This is a genomic window from Streptomyces sp. NPDC006197 (genome assembly GCF_040613865.1).
Classification (GTDB): domain Bacteria; phylum Actinomycetota; class Actinomycetes; order Streptomycetales; family Streptomycetaceae; genus Streptomyces.
Map to the genome: position 1 here is coordinate 40,626 of NZ_JBEXSZ010000034.1, position 18,777 is coordinate 59,402.

An 18,777-nucleotide genomic window follows, 5' to 3' on the forward strand; every position below is an offset into this window, starting at 1 on the left:
TCCGGTCAGACCTTCCGCAGGGCGCCCCGCAGCGCGAGCGCCGCCATCGGCAGCAGCAGGCAGGCGGCGATCGCGTTCAGCGGCCCGTAGCCCGCCTGCGAGACGATCAGGCCCGCCGCGAGGCCGCCGACCCCGGCGGCGGTGTTCATCACGAAGTCGGAGAGTCCCTGGACGGCGGCCCGCGCGGCCTGCGGCACCGAGTCGGTGAGCAGCGCCGAGCCGGACACCAGCCCCGCCGACCAGCCCAGGCCCAGGACGAAGAGGCCCAGCGCGGTCCGGCCGTGCGACGGCCCCGCCGTGCCCGCGACGAGCGCCGCCGTACCGATGAGACCGACCGCGAGCCCGATCACCGAGAGCCGGCCGAGGCGGTCGGACAGCCAGCCCATCAGCGGCGAGAAGGCGTACATCCCGGTGATGTGCCCGCTGATCACGAGCCCGATCAGCTGGATGTCCGCGCCGTGATGGGTGAGCGCCACCGGGGTCATCGACATGATCGACACCATGGCGGTGTGCGAGCCGGCGATGGTGACGAGGGCGATCCGGGCCCGCGGTGACTTGCGTACCGCGTCCATCCCGGCCCGCAGGGAGCGGCCCTCCTCCGCCTCGCCCGGCCCGGCGGCCGACAGCGCGCGGGCGGTGAGCAGCGGGTCCGGTCGCAGCAGCACGGCCACCACGGCCGCCGCGAGCACGAAGACGCCGGCGGCCCAGACGAACGGGCCGGCGGCGGCCGGGACGCCCAGGCCCGCGACGCTCTTCCCGGCGGGCGCGGCGACGTTCGGGCCGAGCACCGCGCCGATCGTGGTCGCCCACACCACCGTGGAGATGGCCCGGGCCCTGCGGTCCGGCTCGGCGAGGTCGGCGGCGGCGAAGCGGGCCGCCAGGTTCGCCGAGGACCCGGCGCCGAAGCCGACGAGACCGACGAGCAGCAGGGGGAAGTTCCCGAGGACCGCCCCGAGCACCACCACGCCGGCGCCGAGCGCCGCCAGCAGGTACGCGAGGACGAGTCCCGTCCGGCGCCCCCGCGAGGCCATCAGCGTGGCCAGCGGCATGGCGACCAGAGCCGAGCCGGCCACCGACGCCGTCGACGCGAGACCGGACAGCGCCTCGGTGCCGCTGACGTCCCTCGCCAGGACGGCGGCGAGGGCGAAGCCGATGGCGATGCCGAGGCCTCCCAGGATCTGGGTGGCGATCAGCGTGGCCTGAACGCGCCGGCGGAGCGCGGGCAGCTCGGCGGGGATGACGGGGGCGACGGGGGCGGATATCTCGTCGGGCACGGCAGCGTCAGGGGCACTGGGGGTGTGGGTCACTTACGTGAGTGTGCCAGCCGTCCCACCTGATGGGAACGCCCCCTTCTCCCTCCCGCCAAGACCGCCCGTGCTCAGAAGAGCGGCGCCGGCAGCACCCCCTCCAGGGCCAGCAGCTGCCGCTTCGTCTCCAGACCGCCGCCGAAGCCGCCGAGACCGCCGTCGCTCTCCACCACCCGGTGACAGGGCACCACGACCGGCAGCGGATTGGCGCCCATCGCCGCCCCGACCGCCTGCGCCGCGCCCGGCTGCCCCACGCGTCTCGCCAGCTCCCCGTACCCGACGACCGTGCCGTACGGAACGCCCGTCGCCAGCTCGCGCAGCACCTGCCGGTTGAAGCCGGTCGTCAGGCTCCAGTCCAGCGGCAGGTCGAGGCGGTCCGGCTCGCCCGCGAAGTACCGGTCGAGCCGGCGTATCGCCTCCGCCAGCCGTCCCGAGGCGCACTCCACCGGCTCCGCGCCGAGCTGCCCCGCCAGCCGGTCGAGCGTCCGCTCCCGCCGCGCCGCGTCGGCGTGGAACTCGACCCGCACGAGCCCCCGCCCGGTCGCGGCGAGGAAGAGCGGCCCGATGGCGCTCTCCACGACCGTCCACTCCACCGTGACGGCCCGCTCCCCGCCGCCCGGCCCCGCTGCCGCCCCCGTGTCGATGTCCATGCCGCCCACGGTACGACCCGCCACCGACAGCGGGCCCCGGAACCGTCACCGGCGACGAGGACGCGGTCCGGAACCGTCACCGGCACCGCGGCCCCGGCCCGTCACGGACAAGCCGGTCCGGAACGGTCGCGGACAACCCGGTCCGGAGCCGTCACCGAGATCACGGCCCGGTCTCGCTCCGGTCTCGCGAATGGAAATTCCCCGGTCACATGGTCGCCGGGCCCCCGGCGCGCCATAATCTCGCCCCGGTAGTACTACCCAGCGGTACCGACTGTTTTCGGACGACGTTGCACCAGGGGTGGAGGGCACACGCTCATGCAGGGCACGGTCGACGGATTCAGCTACGGGCTCGTCACGCCGGTGGCCGCCTTTCTCATGGCCTGCCTCGGCGGCGCCCTCGGCCTGAGGTGCACCACCAGATCGCTCCGGCACCACGACACCTTCAAAGCGGGCTGGCTCGCCCTCGGCGCCACCTCGATCGGCACCGGCATCTGGACGATGCACTTCATCGCCATGATGGGCTTCTCCGTCGCGCAGGCACCCATCGACTACGACCGCCCCATCACCTTCGCCAGCCTGGGCGTCGCCGTCCTCATGGTCGGCATCGGCATCTTCATCGTCGGCTACCGCGGGGCGACCGCCCTCACCCTGGTCACCGGCGGCACCATCACCGGCCTCGGCGTCGCCACCATGCACTACCTCGGCATGGCCGGTATGCGCTTCCAGGGCCGGATCGAGTACGACACGCTCACCGTCGCCCTCTCCGTGGTCATCGCCGTCGTGGCCGCCACCGCGGCCCTCTGGGCGGCAGTCTCCGTGCATGGATTTCTGGCCAGTCTCGGAGCGAGCCTGGTGATGGGCGTCGCCGTGAGTGGTATGCACTACACCGCCATGGCCGCCGTCAGCGTCCACCTGCACGGCACCGGGGCCCCCACCGGAGCCGGCGACCCCGCCACCTCGCTCCTCCTGCCCATGCTGATCGGCCCGGCGGTCTTCCTGATCCTGGCCGCCGTCGTCGTCATGTTCGACCCGCTGCTCGTGATGGGCGACCCGGACTGGCAGCGGCCCGCCGCCCGGACCCCGCACCGCCCCGGCGTGCCCGCGCCGCGCCACGTCCCGTCCTACTACGGCGAGCCCGCCAACTGGAACGCCCGCCCTGTCGGCCGCCCCGCCGGACGGGCCGCCGGGCGGGCCGCGCGCAGGGCCGTCCCGCGCGGCGGACACCGCTCCCAGGACTGGTGACGGGACGCCCGGCACCCGGGCGGTGAGCCGATCACCGCCCGACTGTCAGTGCCGGGTCGTACGGTGGTTGCATGCGGCCCGTTTCCAAGATCGAACGTTCGGTGGCGCCCTTCGAGGTCGTCAGTGAGTACCAGCCCAGCGGCGACCAGCCGACCGCCATCGCCGACCTCGAGCGGCGCATCCGCGCGGGCGAGAAGGACGTCGTGCTCCTCGGCGCCACCGGCACCGGCAAGTCGGCGACCACCGCCTGGATGATCGAGAAGCTCCAGCGCCCCACCCTGGTGATGGCGCCGAACAAGACGCTGGCCGCCCAGCTGGCGAACGAGTTCCGCGAGCTCCTGCCGAACAACGCCGTCGAGTACTTCGTCTCGTACTACGACTACTACCAGCCCGAGGCGTACGTCCCGCAGTCGGACACCTACATCGAGAAGGACTCCTCGATCAACGAGGAGGTGGAGCGGCTGCGCCACTCCGCGACGAACTCCCTGCTCACCCGCCGGGACGTCGTCGTGGTCGCCTCCGTCTCCTGCATCTACGGCCTCGGCACGCCCCAGGAGTACGTGGACCGGATGGTCCCGCTCAAGGTCGGCGAGGAGATCGACCGCGACCAGCTGCTGCGCCGCTTCGTCGACATCCAGTACACCCGGAACGACCTGGCGTTCACCCGCGGCACCTTCCGGGTGCGCGGCGACACCATCGAGATCTTCCCGGTGTACGAGGAGCTCGCCGTCCGCATCGAGATGTTCGGCGACGAGATCGAGGCCCTCTCCACCCTTCACCCGCTCACCGGCGAGGTCATCAGCGAGGACCGCGAGCTGTACGTCTTCCCCGCCAGCCACTACGTCGCCGGGCCCGAGCGCATGGAGCGGGCGATCAACGACATCGAGCGCGAGCTGGAGGGCCGCCTCGCCGAGCTGGACAAGCAGGGCAAGCACCTGGAGTCCCAGCGCCTGCGGATGCGCACCACGTACGACATCGAGATGATGCGGCAGATCGGCTCCTGCTCCGGCATCGAGAACTACTCGATGCACTTCGACGGCCGCGAGCCCGGCTCCGCGCCCAACACCCTCCTCGACTACTTCCCCGAGGACTTCCTCCTCGTCATCGACGAGTCGCACGTCACCGTGCCCCAGATCGGCGCCATGTACGAGGGCGACGCCTCCCGCAAGCGGACCCTGGTCGACCACGGCTTCCGGCTCCCCTCCGCCCTCGACAACCGCCCGCTGAAGTGGGAGGAGTTCCAGGAGCGGATCGGCCAGACCGTCTACCTCTCCGCGACCCCCGGCACCTACGAGCTCTCGCGCGGCGACGGCTTCGTCGAGCAGATCATCCGCCCCACCGGACTCGTCGACCCCGAGGTCGTCGTCAAGCCCACCGAGGGCCAGATCGACGACCTGGTCCACGAGATCCGGCTGCGCGCCGAGCGCGACGAGCGGGTCCTCGTCACCACCCTCACCAAGAAGATGGCCGAGGACCTCACCGACTACTTCCTGGAGCTCGGCATCCAGGTGCGCTACCTGCACAGCGACGTCGACACCCTGCGCCGCATCGAGCTGCTGCGCGAGCTGCGCGCCGGCGAGTACGACGTCCTCGTCGGCATCAACCTCCTCCGGGAGGGCCTCGACCTGCCCGAGGTGTCCCTGGTCGCCATCCTCGACGCCGACAAGCAGGGCTTCCTGCGCTCCGGGACCTCCCTCATCCAGACGATCGGCCGCGCCGCACGGAACGTGTCGGGCCAGGTCCACATGTACGCGGACCGGATCACCCCGGCGATGGAGCAGGCCATCGACGAGACCAACCGGCGCCGCGAGAAGCAGATCGCGTACAACACGGAGCGCGGCATCGACCCGCAGCCGCTCCGCAAGAAGATCAACGACATCGTCGCGACCATCGCGCGCGAGGAGATCGACACCGAGGAACTGCTCGGCACCGGCTACCGGCAGGCGAAGGAGGGCAAGGGTGCGAAGGCCCCCGTGCCCTCGCTCGCCGCGCACGGCCCCACGGGCAAGGCCAAGGGCAAGGGCGGCAAGGCCGGCTCCACCGTCGAGCTCGGAGACCGGCCCGCCACCGAACTGGCCGCGCTCATCGAGGAGATGACCGACCGCATGCGCGCCGCGGCGGCCGAGCTGCAGTTCGAGGTGGCGGCCCGGCTCCGCGACGAAGTGGGGGAGCTGAAGAAGGAGTTGCGCCAGATGAAGGAGGCGGGACTCGCCTGACCGGCGAGGGCGGACGGGCGGTCCGGTGTGTTGCAAGACCGACACAAAACCGGACCACCCCTCCGCGGTGTCGGTGCCGCTGCGTAGGGTGCTCGACAACCGCACGCACCAAACAGCGGGCGCGGGGAACGCTAACGAGAGGGGCAAACGCGTGTCGGTCAACATGACCAAGGGTCAGGCCATCAGCCTGGAGAAGAGGGGCGGGGGCAGCCTCACCCAGGTGCGGATGGGGCTCGGCTGGCAGGCCGCGCCGCGCCGCGGCCTCTTCGGCTCGCGCACCCGGGAGATCGACCTGGACGCCTCGGCCGTCCTCTTCGCCGAGAAGCAGCCGGTGGACGTGGTCTTCTTCCGCCACCTGGTCAGCGACGACGGCTCGGTCAAGCACACCGGCGACAACCTCGTCGGCGGCGCGGGCCAGGGCGGCGACGACGAGGCGATCCTCGTGGACCTGGAGCGGGTGCCGGTCCACATCGACCAGATCGTCTTCACGGTGAACTCCTTCACCGGCCAGACGTTCCAGGAGGTGCAGAACGCCTTCTGCCGGATCGTCGACGAGACGAACGGGCAGGAGCTCGCGCGCTACACCCTCGACGGTGGCGGCAACTACACCGCGCAGATCATGGCGAAGGTGCACCGGGTCGGCTCCGGCTGGCAGATGACGGCCCTGGGCAACCCGGCCAACGGGCGCACCTTCCAGGACCTGATGCCCGCGATCCTGCCGCACCTGTAGACGGGCCCGGCAGGGCACACCCACAGCTCCCGGAGGCGCGAGGCCGCCGGGAGCTGTCCGCATGATCCGCACGATCCGCACCTGGAAACACCGAGGGGACAGAGACGATGACGGCCGAGCTGGTCCGGGGGCAGAACCACCCCCTGCCCGAGACCCGACTGGAGATCCGGGTGTCGGCCGGTCATCCCGTCCTCGCCGCAGCCGCGCTCGGCGACGAGCAGGGCCGGGTCGCGGGCGCGGAGTGGATCGCCCACCCCGGCGCGCCCTCCCTGCCCGGTGTCGACGTGCCCGCGGGGGCCGCCGCCGACCATCGCCTCGCCGTCGATCTGGACGCCGTCCCCGGCGCCGTCCACCGCGTCTCGGTCCTCCTCGCGCTGACCGGCGGAGCCGTCCGCTTCGGAGCCCTCGCAGCTCCGTTCGTCGCCGTCACCGGCCCCGAGGGCACCGAGATCGCCAGCTACACCATCACCGGCCTCGACACGGAGTCCGCCGTCGTCGCCCTGGAGCTGTACCGCCGCCAGGGCGCCTGGAAGGTCCGCGCCATGGGCCAGGGGTACGCGGGCGGGCTCGCCGCCCTGCTCGCCGACCAGGGCCTGGAGCGCCCCGCGGACCTCGCCGCCACGATCCTGGCGACGGCGCCCCCGGCCCCCACCTCAGCGCCGACCACCTCCGTGCCGGCCGAGCCCGCGCCGGCCACCTCCGCGCCGACCGCCTCCGTGCCGGCCGAGCCCGCGTCCGCCGCCTTGCCCGCCGAGCCGTCGCCCGCCGCTTCGGCGCGCGTCCCCGAGCCGGAGCACGTACGCCACACGGCGCCGCCCACCGCCCCGGACCCGGCACCGGCGACCCCGGCGGCCGTCCCGGACCCGGCACCGACCCCGGTCACGGGCATCGGCGGGCCCATCGACTACTCCCACCCACGGCGCCGGACGGCCCCCGCCGCCGAGCCCGCCCCCGCCTCCGAGCCCCGGCAGGCCCCGCCCGTGCCGGTCGCCGGGGACGCCACGGGCTGGTCCATGGACGAGCGGCTCTACAACCAGGTGTGGGGCATGTTCGAGGACCTGGCCCGTACCGCCGCCGCCTACCGCAGCGCCTGCGACTTCGCGGAGTCCCGGCTCGACCGGGAGCTCGACGAGGCGCTCACCGACTACCGCGCCCGGGCCGGCGGCGCGAACGACGCCGCGCGGGCCGCCGCCCGCGCCCGGCGCGACGAGCTCGTGGAGCGCGCCCGGGAGGTCCTGGACCGGGACCTCGCCCAGCTCGCCGCCGAGTCCGAGGTCGTCGAGCCGGCGCTGCCCGCCGCCTACGCCCGCTGGGACAACCCCGTCTGGCACGCCTACCGCGTCCCGGCCGAGGAGCCGATGGCCGTCCGCCTCGGCGACCTCCACCTCCCCGAGCGCACCGATCTGCGGATCCCCATGCTCGTCCGGCTGCCGCTGGAGCGCGGTCTGTGGGTGGACTCCGGCCGGGGCCACTCCGAGGCGGCCGGGTTCCTCGACGAGGTCGAGCTGCGGCGGCTCGCCCTGGACTGCGCGGTGGCGCACGCGGCGCGGCTCCTCGCGGCGTACCCGGCCGGCGGCTTCACCGTCCATCTGATCGACCCGGCGGGCGCGGGCGCCGCGGCCCTCGCGCCCCTCGTGGAGACGGGGGCGGCCGCCCCGCCGGCCCGGGGAGCGGCCGGTGTCTCGGCGGTCCTGGAGCAGCTCACGGAGCGGGTCGACCTGCTTCAGATGGCGCTGCGGGGCGGGGCGGCCGACGCGCTGCCGCCCGGCCTGGACACGGCCCGACAGCTGCTGGTCGTGCACGACTTCCCGCACGGCTTCGACGACCGGGCGGTCACGCGGCTGCGGTACCTCGCGGACGAGGGCCCCTCGGTCGGCGTCCATCTGCTGATGGTCGCGGCCCGGGAGGACGCGGCCGCGTACGGGCCGCTGCTCGACCCGCTGTGGCGCTCGCTGCTGCGCCTCACCCCCGTGCCCGACGACCACCTGGCCGATCCGTGGGTCGGTCACGCCTGGTCGTACGAGCCGCCGCTCCTTCCTCCGGGCAGTGGGATCCTCCGTCAGGTCCTCGGGCAGGTGGCGGCCTCTCGCCATGGAAAGCAGATCTGACCTGGGCTTTTGATGGTCCTTTACCCTGCCCTTTACCTTCTCTTGGTCTTTCGGGTAGTCTTCTTGGTGCGGAGGGGAGTACTCCCCATTGCGCGGCGTACCCGTCAATACGGACGGATCGGCATCGATCCGGTCCCGGGGCGTCGGCCCGGCGGCTGTCCGCCGCCGGGTGGAAGAGACCTCCGGCAGCGACGACGCTGATCAGTAGCCGTACGACGCCGGAGGCGCAGTGGACGTTTCAATGACCCTGTGGGTGCTGACCATTCTCGGTCTGGTCGCCCTGATCGGTGCCGACTTCGTCATCGGGCGCAAGCCCCATGACGTCTCGGTCAAGGAAGCCGGAATCTGGACCGTCGTCTGGATCGTGCTCGCCGCGCTCTTCGGGCTCGGCCTGCTGCTCTTCGGCAACAGCCAGGCGTCCGGCGAGTTCTTCGCGGGCTACATCACCGAGAAGTCGCTCAGCGTCGACAACCTCTTCGTCTTCGTGCTGATCATGGCGAAGTTCTCGGTCCCCTCGCACCTCCAGCAGCGGGTGCTGCTCGTGGGCGTGCTGATCGCCCTGGTGCTCCGCGCGATCTTCATCGCCGCCGGCGCCGCGATCATCGCGAGCTTCTCCTGGGTCTTCTACATCTTCGGCGCGTTCCTGATCTACACGGCCTGGAAGCTCATCCAGGAGGCGCGCTCCGACGAGGACGAGGAGGACTGGGAGGAGAACCGCCTCCTCAAGACCGTCGAGAAGAAGTTCGGCGTCGCCGACCGCTACCACGGCACCAAGCTCTTCATCCGCAACAACGGCAAGCGGGTGCTGACGCCGCTGATGGTCGTCATGCTCGCCATCGGCACCACCGACATCCTCTTCGCCCTCGACTCCATCCCGGCGATCTTCGGCCTGACCCAGGACCCGTACATCGTCTTCACGGCCAACGCCTTCGCCCTCATGGGTCTGCGGCAGCTGTACTTCCTCATCGGCGGCCTGCTCAAGAAGCTGGTTCACCTGAGCTACGGCCTGTCGGTGATCCTCGGGTTCATCGGAGTCAAGCTCGTGCTGCACGCCCTGCACGAGTCCGGGGTGCACGTCCCCGAGATCTCCATCCCGTTCTCGCTCGCGGTCATCGGCGGTGTCCTGGTCGTCACCACCATCACCAGCCTGATCGCCTCGAAGAAGCAGGCCCGGCGTGCCGAGGCCGAGGCTCCGGCCGACGCCGAGGACACCCCGAAGGACAGCGTCGAGGCCTGACGCCCCTCCCGCACACATCGACGGCCGACCGGGACCACCCCGGTCGGCCGTCGCCGTCTCGTACCGCCCGGACGGATCAGACCGCTGCGGGCTCGGGCGCCGGACGACCGGCACGGCCCGGGAGGGTCTCCGGGAGGAGGGCGAAGCAGCCGAGGCTCAGGAGTGCGACCAGCGTCAGGTACGCCGCGACGCCCCAGGGCGGGCCGGAGCCGCCGTCGGAGAGGGTGGTGGCGACGACGGGCGTCAGCGCCCCGCCCAGGACCCCCGCCAGGTTGTACCCGACGGCCGCGCCGGTGCAGCGCACGCGGGGCTCGTACAGCTCCGGGAGGTACGCGGCGATCACCGCGAACATGGTGATGAAGGCCAGCAGCGAGCCCAGGAACCCGAGGAACATCAGCAGCGGCCGCGCCGTGTGCAGCAGCGCCACCATCGGGAACATCCAGAGCGCCGAGGCCGCACACCCCGCCAGGCAGAGCGGCCGGCGGCCCCAGCGGTCGCCGAGCAGGGCCACGAACGGGGTGACCGCGCCCATGACCGCCACCGCCGCCATGACACAGCCCAGCATCACCGTGCTGCTCACCCCGAGCCGCTCGGTGCCGTAGGCCAGCGCCCAGGTGGAGACCGTGTAGAAGACGGCGTACCCGACCGCGAGCGCCCCGGCCGTCAGCAGCACGAGCCGCCAGTGGTCGCGGACGACCTCCGTCAGCGGGGCGCCCGCGCGCCGCCCGGACGCGGACAGCTCCTCGAACTGCGGGGTCTCCGCGAGCGAGGAGCGCAGCAGCAGGCCGCCGGCCGCGAGCAGCCCCGCCGCCCAGAACGGCACCCGCCAGCCCCAGGCGCGGAACTCCGCGTCGCTCAGCCCGGCGGTGAGCGCCAGCATCACCCCGTTCGCCAGGAGGAAGCCGATCGCCGGTCCGACCTGCGGGAAGCTCGACCACAGCGCGCGCCGGTGCTCGGGGGCGTGCTCGGCGGTGAGCAGGACCGCCCCGCCCCACTCGCCGCCCAGGCCGAGACCCTGCAGGAAGCGGAGGGTGAGCAGCAGTGCCGGGGCGGCGATGCCGAGCGTCGCGTACGTGGGGACGCAGCCGACCGCGACCGTGGCGCAGCCCGTCAGGAGCAGTGAGACGAAGAGGACCGGCCGCCGACCGTACCGGTCGCCGACGTGCCCGAAGAGCACCGAGCCGAGGGGGCGGGCGAGGAAACCGGCGGCGAAGGTGCCGAAGGCGGCCAGGGTCCCCGCCAGGGGCGAGAAGGTGGGGAAGAAGAGCGGCCCCAGGACGAGGGCGGCGGCGGTCCCGTAGACGAAGAAGTCGAAGAACTCGATGGCGGTGCCGACGAGCGAGGCGGCGGCGAGCCGGCCCATCGAGGGCGGCCGGGGCGGCGACGGAGGGTGACTTTGGCGCATGTCGCGCCAACTACCCCGCCGCCGCCCGGGTTACGGGGGCGTACGGAGGTGCGCAGCTCGGGGGCCGCGCGCCCGGCGTCACCAGCCGCGCTCGCGCCACTCCGGGAGGTGCGGGCGCTCGTCACCGAGCGTGGTGTCCCGGCCGTGGCCGGGGTAGACCCAGGACTCGTCGGGCAGGACCGCGAAGAGCTTGGTCTCCACGTCGTGGATCAGGCTCGCGAAGGCCTCCGGGTCCTTCCAGGTGTTGCCCACGCCGCCCGGGAAGAGGCAGTCGCCGGTGAAGACGTGGGGGTGGCCGTGCGGATCGTCGTAGATCAGGGCGATCGACCCCGGGGTGTGCCCGACCAGGCGGCGCGCGGTCAGCTCGACCCTGCCCACCCGGATCGTGTCGCCGTCCTCCACCAGCTCGTCGGTCCCGACCGGGATGCCCTCCGCGTCGTACGCGCCCGCGTAGGTCCGGGCGCCGGTCGCGGCGACGACCTCTTCCAGGGCCTGCCAGTGGTCGCCGTGCCGGTGGGTGGTGACGACGGCGGAGATGCCGTCGTCACCGATCAGCGTGAGCAGCGTCGAGGGCTCGTTGGCCGCGTCGATCAGCAGCTGCTCGCCGGTCGCCCGGCAGCGCAGCAGATACGCGTTGTTGTCCATCGGGCCGACCGCGACCTTCGAGATCATCAGGTCCGTCAGCTCGTGCACGTCCGCCGCGCCGCCGACCTTCACCACTCCGCTGTACGTCATGGCCTCAGACTAGCTCCGGCGACCGACAACGGCGGCTACAGCGGGGGAAGCTCCGGCAGGGGGCCGCCCTCGGTCTTCAGGGCGGAGCCGTCGCGGCGGCCGGCGAGCCAGCCGAGGAGCTCGGGGGAGGGGCCGCTCACGGTCACCTCGGTGCCCTCCGCGGAACCGGTGGTCCACGCGCCCGTGCCGTCCGTGGCCAGGACCCGGGTCGGCGGGACGGAGGCGTTGCCCGTGAACCGCTCCGCCAGGAAGTCGATCTCCCGCAGGACGAACTCCTCCGGCAGGTCCTCCAGCTCGTAGCCGACGCCCAGGTCGACGTGGTGCAGGGCCACCTCCACCCAGCGGCGGAAGGGGATCCGGGAGGCGCTGTCGGTGACGCCGTTGCGGAGCTCGACCGTGCGGCTCCAGTCGGCGGGCTCGGCGCCGACCTCCTGGAAGCGCTCGCCGGTCGCGAGCAGGTCGGCGAGGTGGACGTCGAGCGGGCGGGCGGAGTCGCGCTCGATGTCGGCGTCGCGGGTCGCGGCGTCCGCGTACATGGGTCGGCCCTGGAGGACGTTGACCAGAGCGTCGGCGTTACGGGCGACGTGGGCGAGCACGTGGCCGCGGGTCCAGCCGGGAAGCCGTGACGGCTCGGCCGTCGCGGCGTTGTCCCATGAGGCGACGTCGGCGATCAGCCGGTCGGTCGCGTCACGTACGGAGGCAAGGTCGAGTTCGTGGTCGATCATGGCGCCGACCTTAGGGGGTGCCGTACCGGTCCGGCCAGATCGGCGAGCGCCCGGCACCCCGGCGCCGCCACTCGTTCGGGTGAAGCGGTCTCCACGCGACCGGAAATCGAATGTGCGTGCTATAGGCTCGATGGAAGCATCCGGCATCCTTGGTTGTTGGGTGTGTCAGGCACATCCGCTCTCTCAAGAAAGGTGCGGACCGGCGTGGCCGACCGTCTCATCGTCCGTGGCGCTCGCGAGCACAACCTCAAGAACGTCTCGCTCGACCTCCCGCGTGACTCCCTCATCGTCTTCACCGGGCTCTCGGGGTCGGGCAAGTCCTCCCTCGCGTTCGACACGATCTTCGCCGAGGGGCAGCGCCGGTACGTCGAGTCGCTCTCCTCGTACGCCCGGCAGTTCCTCGGCCAGATGGACAAGCCGGACGTCGACTTCATCGAAGGTCTCTCGCCCGCCGTCTCCATCGACCAGAAGTCGACCTCGCGCAACCCGCGCTCGACGGTCGGCACCATCACGGAGGTCTACGACTACCTCCGCCTGCTCTTCGCGCGCATCGGCAAGCCCCACTGTCCCGAGTGCCGCCGGCCCATCTCCCGCCAGTCGCCGCAGGCCATCGTCGACAGGGTCCTGGAGCTCCCCGAGGGCAGCCGCTTCCAGGTGCTGTCCCCGCTCGTGCGCGAGCGCAAGGGCGAGTTCGTCGACCTCTTCGCCGACCTCCAGACCAAGGGCTACAGCCGCGCCCGCGTCGACGGCGTGACCGTGCAGCTCACCGAGCCGCCGACGCTGAAGAAGCAGGAGAAGCACACGATCGAGGTGGTCGTCGACCGCCTCACCGTGAAGGACAGCGCCAAGCGCCGGCTCACCGACTCCGTCGAGACCGCCCTCGGACTCTCCGGCGGCATGGTCGTGCTCGACTTCGTCGACCTCCCCGAGGACGACCCCGAGCGCGAGAAGATGTACTCGGAGCACCTCTACTGCCCGTACGACGACCTCTCCTTCGAGGAACTGGAGCCGCGCTCCTTCTCCTTCAACTCGCCCTTCGGCGCCTGCCCCGACTGCACCGGCATCGGCACCCGCATGGAGGTCGACCCCGAGCTGGTCGTCCCCGACGAGGAGAAGTCCCTCGACGAGGGCGCCATCCACCCCTGGTCGCACGGCCACACCAAGGAGTACTTCGGCCGGATGATCGACGGGCTCTCGCAGGCCCTCGGCTTCCGCACCGACATCCCCTACGCGGGCCTCCCGCAGAGGGCCAAGAAGGCCCTCATGTACGGCCACAAGACCCAGATCGAGGTCCGCTACCGCAACCGGTACGGGCGCGAGCGCGCCTGGACCACCCCCGCCTTCGAAGGCGCCGTCTCCTTCGTGAAGCGGCGCCACGGCGAGGCCGAGAGCGACTCCAGCCGCGAGCGCTTCGAGGGCTACATGCGCGAGGTGCCCTGCCCCACCTGTGAGGGCACCCGCCTCAAGCCGATCGTCCTCGCGGTCACGGTCATGGAGAAGTCCATCGCCGAGGTCTCCGCGATGTCCATCAGCGACTGCGCCGAGTTCCTCTCCCGGCTCACGCTCAACGCCCGCGACAAGAAGATCGCCGAGCGGGTCCTCAAGGAGGTCAACGAGCGGCTGCGCTTCCTCGTCGACGTCGGCCTCGACTACCTCTCGCTCAACCGGGCGGCGGGCACGCTCTCCGGCGGAGAGGCCCAGCGCATCCGGCTCGCCACCCAGATCGGCTCCGGCCTGGTCGGCGTGCTGTACGTGCTCGACGAGCCGTCCATCGGCCTCCACCAGCGCGACAACCACCGGCTCATCGAGACCCTGGTCCGGCTCCGGGACATGGGCAACACGCTCATCGTCGTCGAGCACGACGAGGACACCATCAAGGTCGCCGACTGGGTCGTCGACATCGGCCCCGGCGCCGGCGAGCACGGCGGCAAGGTCGTCCACTCCGGCTCCCTGAAGGAGCTCCTCGCCAACGAGGAGTCGATGACCGGGCAGTACCTGTCCGGCCGCCGGGCGATCGCCACCCCGGACGTCCGCAGGCCGGTGGACCCCGCGCGCAGCCTCACCGTGCACGGGGCGAAGGAGAACAACCTGCGGGACATCGACGTCTCCTTCCCGCTGGGCGTCCTCACCGCCGTCACCGGCGTCTCCGGCTCCGGCAAGTCGACCCTGGTCAACGACATCCTCTACACCCACCTGGCGCGCGAGCTGAACGGCGCCAAGTCGGTGCCCGGACGGCACACGCGCGTGGACGGCGACGACCTCGTCGACAAGGTCGTGCACGTCGACCAGTCCCCGATCGGCCGCACCCCCCGGTCGAACCCGGCGACGTACACCGGCGTCTTCGACCACGTCCGCAAGCTCTTCGCCGAGACGATGGAGGCCAAGGTCCGGGGCTACCTGCCCGGCCGCTTCTCCTTCAACGTCAAGGGCGGCCGCTGCGAGAACTGCTCCGGCGACGGCACGATCAAGATCGAGATGAACTTCCTCCCGGACGTCTACGTCCCGTGCGAGGTCTGCCACGGCGACCGGTACAACCGGGAGACGCTGGAGGTCCACTACAAGGGCAAGTCCATCGCCGAGGTCCTGAACATGCCGATCGAGGAGGCCCTGGACTTCTTCGAGGCCGTCCCGACCATCGCGCGCCACCTGCGCACGCTCAACGAGGTCGGCCTCGGGTACGTCCGCCTCGGCCAGTCCGCGCCGACGCTCTCCGGCGGCGAGGCGCAGCGCGTCAAGCTCGCCTCCGAGCTCCAGAAGCGCTCGACGGGCCGCACGGTGTACGTGCTCGACGAGCCCACCACCGGTCTCCACTTCGAGGACATCTCGAAGCTGATCAAGGTCCTGTCCAACCTGGTCGACAAGGGCAACTCGGTGATCGTCATCGAGCACAACCTCGATGTCATCAAGACCGCCGACTGGGTCGTCGACATGGGCCCCGAAGGCGGCAGCGGCGGCGGTCTGGTGGTCGCCGAGGGCACGCCGGAGGAGGTCGCCTCGGTCCCCGAGAGCCACACCGGCAAGTTCCTCCGCGAGATCCTCGGCGCCGACCGGATCAGCGACGCCGGCGGGAAGATCCCCGCGGCCCGCGGGGCGAAGAAGACGGCGGCGAAGAAGGCCCCCGCGAAGAAGGCGGCCGCCAAGAAGACGACGGCCCGCACCCGCAAGGCGTGACGGCCGACCGGACGTGACAGGAGGCGGGACCCCGGCCCGGGGCCCCGCCTCTCACGTCGGCCCGGGTGCCAGGCCCCGGCGTCGGGCCCCCGCGTCGGGCTCCGGAAGGCCGCCGGTATCGTCGGTTCGGTCACCCCTGGGGTGTCTTTGTCCCCGATCTCACCGTGGAGCGCTCATGTCCGGCCAGTCCAGCCGCCGCACCGTACTGAAAGGCGCGGCACTCGCCGGAGCCGCCGGGCTGGGAGTCGCCGCCTGCTCCACCGAGTCCAAGCTCGGCCACGCCCAGGTCCCGACCCCGACCGCGCCGGTCCCGCTCGGCGCCCCGGACGAGGTGCCGGTCGGCGGTTCCAGGCTCTACCGCGAGCAGCGGCTCGTCGTGAGCTGCCCGGCCAAGGGCCGGTACAAGGCCTTCAGCGCCCAGTGCACCCACGCCGGCTGCGTCCTCGACAAGGTCGAGGAGAACGAGGGCCACTGCCCCTGCCACGGCAGCCGCTTCGACGTCACGACCGGCAAGGCGGTCCAAGGGCCCGCCACCGTCCCGCTCCCCGAGGTCCCGATCCGCGTCGAGGACGGCAAGCTGGTGGCCGGCCCCGAGGCGCCCCGGGCCTGAGCGGCCCGGAACCCCACGGCCTCACTCCCAGTCCCAGTCGATCCCCAGGATCCCCGGGCGCACCCCCTGCTCCACGAGGTGCACCGTGCGGTGCCGGCCGCTCAGGGTCAGCTCCGCACGGCCGCCGCGCGGCGCACCCGCCGAGGCCTGCGCGAACCTCCGGCACCGCACCGGAAGCGCCGCCTCGTCGAAGCGGACCTGGAGCACGTACTGCCCGCCCGCGAAGCTGAAACCGCGCACGTACTCCCCGCTCGGACCCGCCGTACCGTCCTCGAAGCCGTACGAGAACGGATACGTGTCCCCGGCCCGCAGCCGCACGTCGAAGAGCAGCTCCGCGACCACCACGCCCGTGCCGGCGTGCCACCGCACCCGCCCCGTCCGGCAGTTCTCCACCGCCCGCACCACCACCCGGGACGGGTCGCAGCCGGGATCGCCGTGGTGGATGGCGAGATAGCGGTCCACGCCGTCCCGGTGCGCCCGCGCCACGTGCTGCGACTCGCGCCCCACCAGCTCCCGCCCCGCCCCGATCCGTACCCGCTCGTGGTGCCCCACCGTGTGCAGCCCGCCGTCCGCCGGGGACTCCAGATCCGCGAGCAGCTCCTCGACCGAACCCGAAGCCTCCACCAACGAGCGGTACGAGCGGGCCGCCGGGCGCGCCACCTCGGAGCGGGCGGCCGCGTCCTCCGTCAGGAGCCGCAGCAGCGAGTTCCCGGGCAGCCGGAGCACCTCCTCCAGGGCCCGGACGGCCTTCAGGGACTCCGGCCGCTGCGGACGGCGGGCGCCCTGCTGCCAGTAGCTCAGACTCGTCACCCCGACCCTGACGCCCCGGTGCGCGAGATGGTGCTGGACCCGCTGGAGCGGCAGCCCGCGCACGGCCAGCGCGGTGCGCAGCGCCAGATGGAAGGGACCGGTGTGCAGCAGCTGCACCAGATCCGCCTCGGTGTGGCTCACGAGGACTCCTCGGTGAACATTCACGACGGGGGCACGGACCGTCGCGCCGCGAGGGGCGGACGGGCAGGTGGGCCGGGGGTTTCCGTTCACACCCCGGTCGCACCGTTCACGGTCCGATGTCATCCCGCATTGAAGCGTGTTGACCCGGCCCGGACAACGGCCGATGCTCCTGACCAGCGTCCGGACGCGCTCCTCCACCCCCTCATCCCCAGCTCCTGGGAGGAACGCGATGCGCAGAAGAAAGCCGAACCTCGCGGCACTCGCCGCAGCCGCCCTCTTCCTCGTCCCCGCCGCCCCGGCCTCCGCCGCCCCCACCGGCGAGGACGTCCCGGCCCTCGCCTCCAAGCGCCTGAACATCACCATGCAGGCCCAGCAGAAGACCAACTGGTGCTGGGCGGCGAGCGGCAACACCATCGCCACCTGGTACGGCCGGAACTACAGCCAGAACCAGTTCTGCAACGCCGCCTTCGACCGGCAGCAGGGCTACGACTGCCCCAACTGGCAGGCCACGCTCGCCGACGTCCGGACCGGACTGGGCTGGGCCGGCATCAACCCCGGCTCGTACGTCGACGGCTGGCTGCGCTACTCCACCCTCCAGACCGAGATCAACGCCGGCCGGCCCGTCGAGACCAGGATCCAGTGGTCGAGCGGCGGCGGCCACATGCACGTGATCCACGGCTACGACGACGCGAACAGCTGGGTCTACTGGGGCGACCCCTGGCCCTCCAGCAACCGCTACAACTGGGCCTCGCACGCCTGGTACGTGAACAACGGCTCGTTCTCCTGGACCCACTCGCTCTACCGGATCGGGGCGTGACGACCATGAACACACGTGCCATGGGAGCGGGGCTCCTCGCCACCACCGCCCTCGTCCTCCTCGGGGCGCTTCCCGCGGCCGCCGAGGAGCTGCCGTCCGCGCCGACCCCCGAACAGGCCGCCTCCGCGCCGGGGACCCTGGAGACCCTGTCCCGGTTCTTCGCCCGCGACGGGGCCCTCGCCCGCACGGCGGCCGCGCCGCGCGTCGAGGGCGCCTCCGTCCCCGTGCGGTTCCTCTCCCCGGACTTCGTCGCCGGGAAGCCCGGGGCACCCGTCGCCCGCGTCGAGTTCCGCGCCAGCCGGGCCGTGGCCTCCGACGGGCAGAAGGCGTCGCTGTGGACGGTCGAGCAGGCGGGCGGCTGGCAGGTGGTGAACATCGCCACCGGTGACGACGAGATCCGGTACGCGGAGATGGGCCACGGCGGTCTCGTCTTCCGCGAGCCGCAGATCGACGCGTGGTACGTCCAGAAGGGCGCGAAGGTGCTGCCGCTGGACGAGGACGCGGTACGGGCCGTGGGCCGGAACGGGACGAGCCTCGCGGGCTACCGGGAGCGGGTCGTGCGGGCGTACGGCGACAAGCTGCCGGGGTCGTCGTACGCGCGGAAGGGGGCGGCGGGGGGTTACGACGCGCCCGCGCCCGCGTCCAGGCCGTCGTCGACCGTCGCGGCGGTGGGCGCGGGAGCGGGGGTGGTCCTCGCGCTGACGGCGTGGGCGACGACACGTGGCCGCCGAGCGGGACGCCGCGCCTGAGCCGCCCTCGCCTTCCCCGTTGTGGGCATGCGTTCCGCCGGGGCGGAACGGGTGGGCACAACGGGACGGCGCCCTTGCCGGCGCCAGAGGCTCCTGGGACTCGTCCCGCTGGGGTACGCGGACG

General features: G+C 72.3%; 15 protein-coding genes. 9 read left to right on the forward strand and 6 right to left on the reverse strand.

The genetic code is table 11. The features are described 5' to 3' along the window. Positions 1-5 precede the first annotated feature (5 nt). Together ABZ318_RS13765 and ABZ318_RS13770 are read right to left on the reverse strand one after the other, a co-directional pair. On the reverse strand, positions 6-1,274 hold the full coding sequence (locus ABZ318_RS13765; protein WP_356902674.1) for an MFS transporter: 1,269 nt from the start codon (positions 1,272-1,274) through the stop codon (positions 6-8). A gap of 104 nt (positions 1,275-1,378) precedes the next feature. Beyond that, on the reverse strand, positions 1,379-1,957 hold the full coding sequence (locus ABZ318_RS13770; RefSeq protein ID WP_356902660.1) for a methylated-DNA--[protein]-cysteine S-methyltransferase: 579 nt from the start codon (positions 1,955-1,957) through the stop codon (positions 1,379-1,381). 315 nt (positions 1,958-2,272) lie between these two features. Here ABZ318_RS13770 and ABZ318_RS13775 point away from each other — a divergent pair, with 315 nt between their 5' ends. From ABZ318_RS13775 to ABZ318_RS13795, 5 genes are all read left to right on the forward strand, one after another. Next, the gene (locus ABZ318_RS13775) at positions 2,273-3,199 is read left to right on the forward strand and encodes an MHYT domain-containing protein (protein ID WP_356902661.1); all 927 of its coding nucleotides are present in this window, start codon (positions 2,273-2,275) and stop codon (positions 3,197-3,199) included. A 71-nt stretch (positions 3,200-3,270) separates the two neighbouring features. Next, positions 3,271-5,415: an excinuclease ABC subunit UvrB gene (gene uvrB / locus ABZ318_RS13780; RefSeq protein ID WP_356902662.1), complete on the forward strand. Its 2,145-nt coding sequence runs from the start codon at positions 3,271-3,273 to the stop codon at positions 5,413-5,415. A gap of 151 nt (positions 5,416-5,566) precedes the next feature. Beyond that, a complete protein-coding gene (locus ABZ318_RS13785) occupies positions 5,567-6,145 on the forward strand; it encodes a TerD family protein (protein ID WP_030692674.1) in 579 nt (192 codons plus the stop codon). A gap of 107 nt (positions 6,146-6,252) precedes the next feature. Then, positions 6,253-8,253 carry a TerD family protein gene (locus tag ABZ318_RS13790; protein ID WP_356902663.1) on the forward strand — a complete coding sequence of 667 codons (2,001 nt, stop codon included), beginning with the start codon at positions 6,253-6,255 and terminating at the stop codon, positions 8,251-8,253. A gap of 229 nt (positions 8,254-8,482) precedes the next feature. Next, positions 8,483-9,490: a TerC/Alx family metal homeostasis membrane protein gene (locus ABZ318_RS13795; RefSeq protein ID WP_356902664.1), complete on the forward strand. Its 1,008-nt coding sequence runs from the start codon at positions 8,483-8,485 to the stop codon at positions 9,488-9,490. Positions 9,491-9,566: 76 nt separating this feature from the next. Here ABZ318_RS13795 and ABZ318_RS13800 read toward each other — a convergent pair whose 3' ends face one another. From ABZ318_RS13800 to ABZ318_RS13810, 3 genes are all read right to left on the reverse strand, one after another. Then, positions 9,567-10,853 (reverse strand): MFS transporter, encoded by a 1,287-nt coding sequence (locus ABZ318_RS13800; RefSeq protein WP_356902676.1) that lies wholly within the window; start codon positions 10,851-10,853, stop codon positions 9,567-9,569. A gap of 120 nt (positions 10,854-10,973) precedes the next feature. After that, positions 10,974-11,630 carry an MBL fold metallo-hydrolase gene (locus ABZ318_RS13805; RefSeq protein WP_356902665.1) on the reverse strand — a complete coding sequence of 219 codons (657 nt, stop codon included), beginning with the start codon at positions 11,628-11,630 and terminating at the stop codon, positions 10,974-10,976. Positions 11,631-11,665: 35 nt separating this feature from the next. Further along, positions 11,666-12,355 (reverse strand): maleylpyruvate isomerase family mycothiol-dependent enzyme, encoded by a 690-nt coding sequence (locus ABZ318_RS13810; protein ID WP_356902666.1) that lies wholly within the window; start codon positions 12,353-12,355, stop codon positions 11,666-11,668. A gap of 204 nt (positions 12,356-12,559) precedes the next feature. On the opposite strand from ABZ318_RS13810, the gene uvrA reads away from it, so the two are divergent. Together uvrA and ABZ318_RS13820 are read left to right on the forward strand one after the other, a co-directional pair. Continuing rightward, complete coding sequence (uvrA, locus tag ABZ318_RS13815; RefSeq protein WP_356902667.1) at positions 12,560-15,526, forward strand: excinuclease ABC subunit UvrA; 2,967 nt, start codon at positions 12,560-12,562, stop codon at positions 15,524-15,526. Between the two features lie 175 nt (positions 15,527-15,701). After that, complete coding sequence (locus ABZ318_RS13820; protein WP_356902668.1) at positions 15,702-16,136, forward strand: Rieske (2Fe-2S) protein; 435 nt, start codon at positions 15,702-15,704, stop codon at positions 16,134-16,136. 21 nt (positions 16,137-16,157) lie between these two features. Here the strand turns inward: ABZ318_RS13820 and ABZ318_RS13825 are convergent, their stop codons facing one another. Then, complete coding sequence (locus ABZ318_RS13825) at positions 16,158-17,087, reverse strand: hypothetical protein (protein WP_356902669.1); 930 nt, start codon at positions 17,085-17,087, stop codon at positions 16,158-16,160. Positions 17,088-17,316: 229 nt separating this feature from the next. Between ABZ318_RS13825 and ABZ318_RS13830 the strand changes: the two genes are divergently transcribed. Together ABZ318_RS13830 and ABZ318_RS13835 are read left to right on the forward strand one after the other, a co-directional pair. Then, on the forward strand, positions 17,317-17,904 hold the full coding sequence (locus ABZ318_RS13830) for a papain-like cysteine protease family protein (protein ID WP_356902670.1): 588 nt from the start codon (positions 17,317-17,319) through the stop codon (positions 17,902-17,904). Next, positions 17,901-18,653, forward strand: coding sequence for a hypothetical protein (locus tag ABZ318_RS13835; RefSeq protein ID WP_356902671.1), 753 nt, complete (start codon positions 17,901-17,903; stop codon positions 18,651-18,653). The genes ABZ318_RS13830 and ABZ318_RS13835 overlap by 4 nt, the downstream gene beginning before the upstream one ends. The last annotated feature ends 124 nt before the right edge of the window (positions 18,654-18,777 follow it).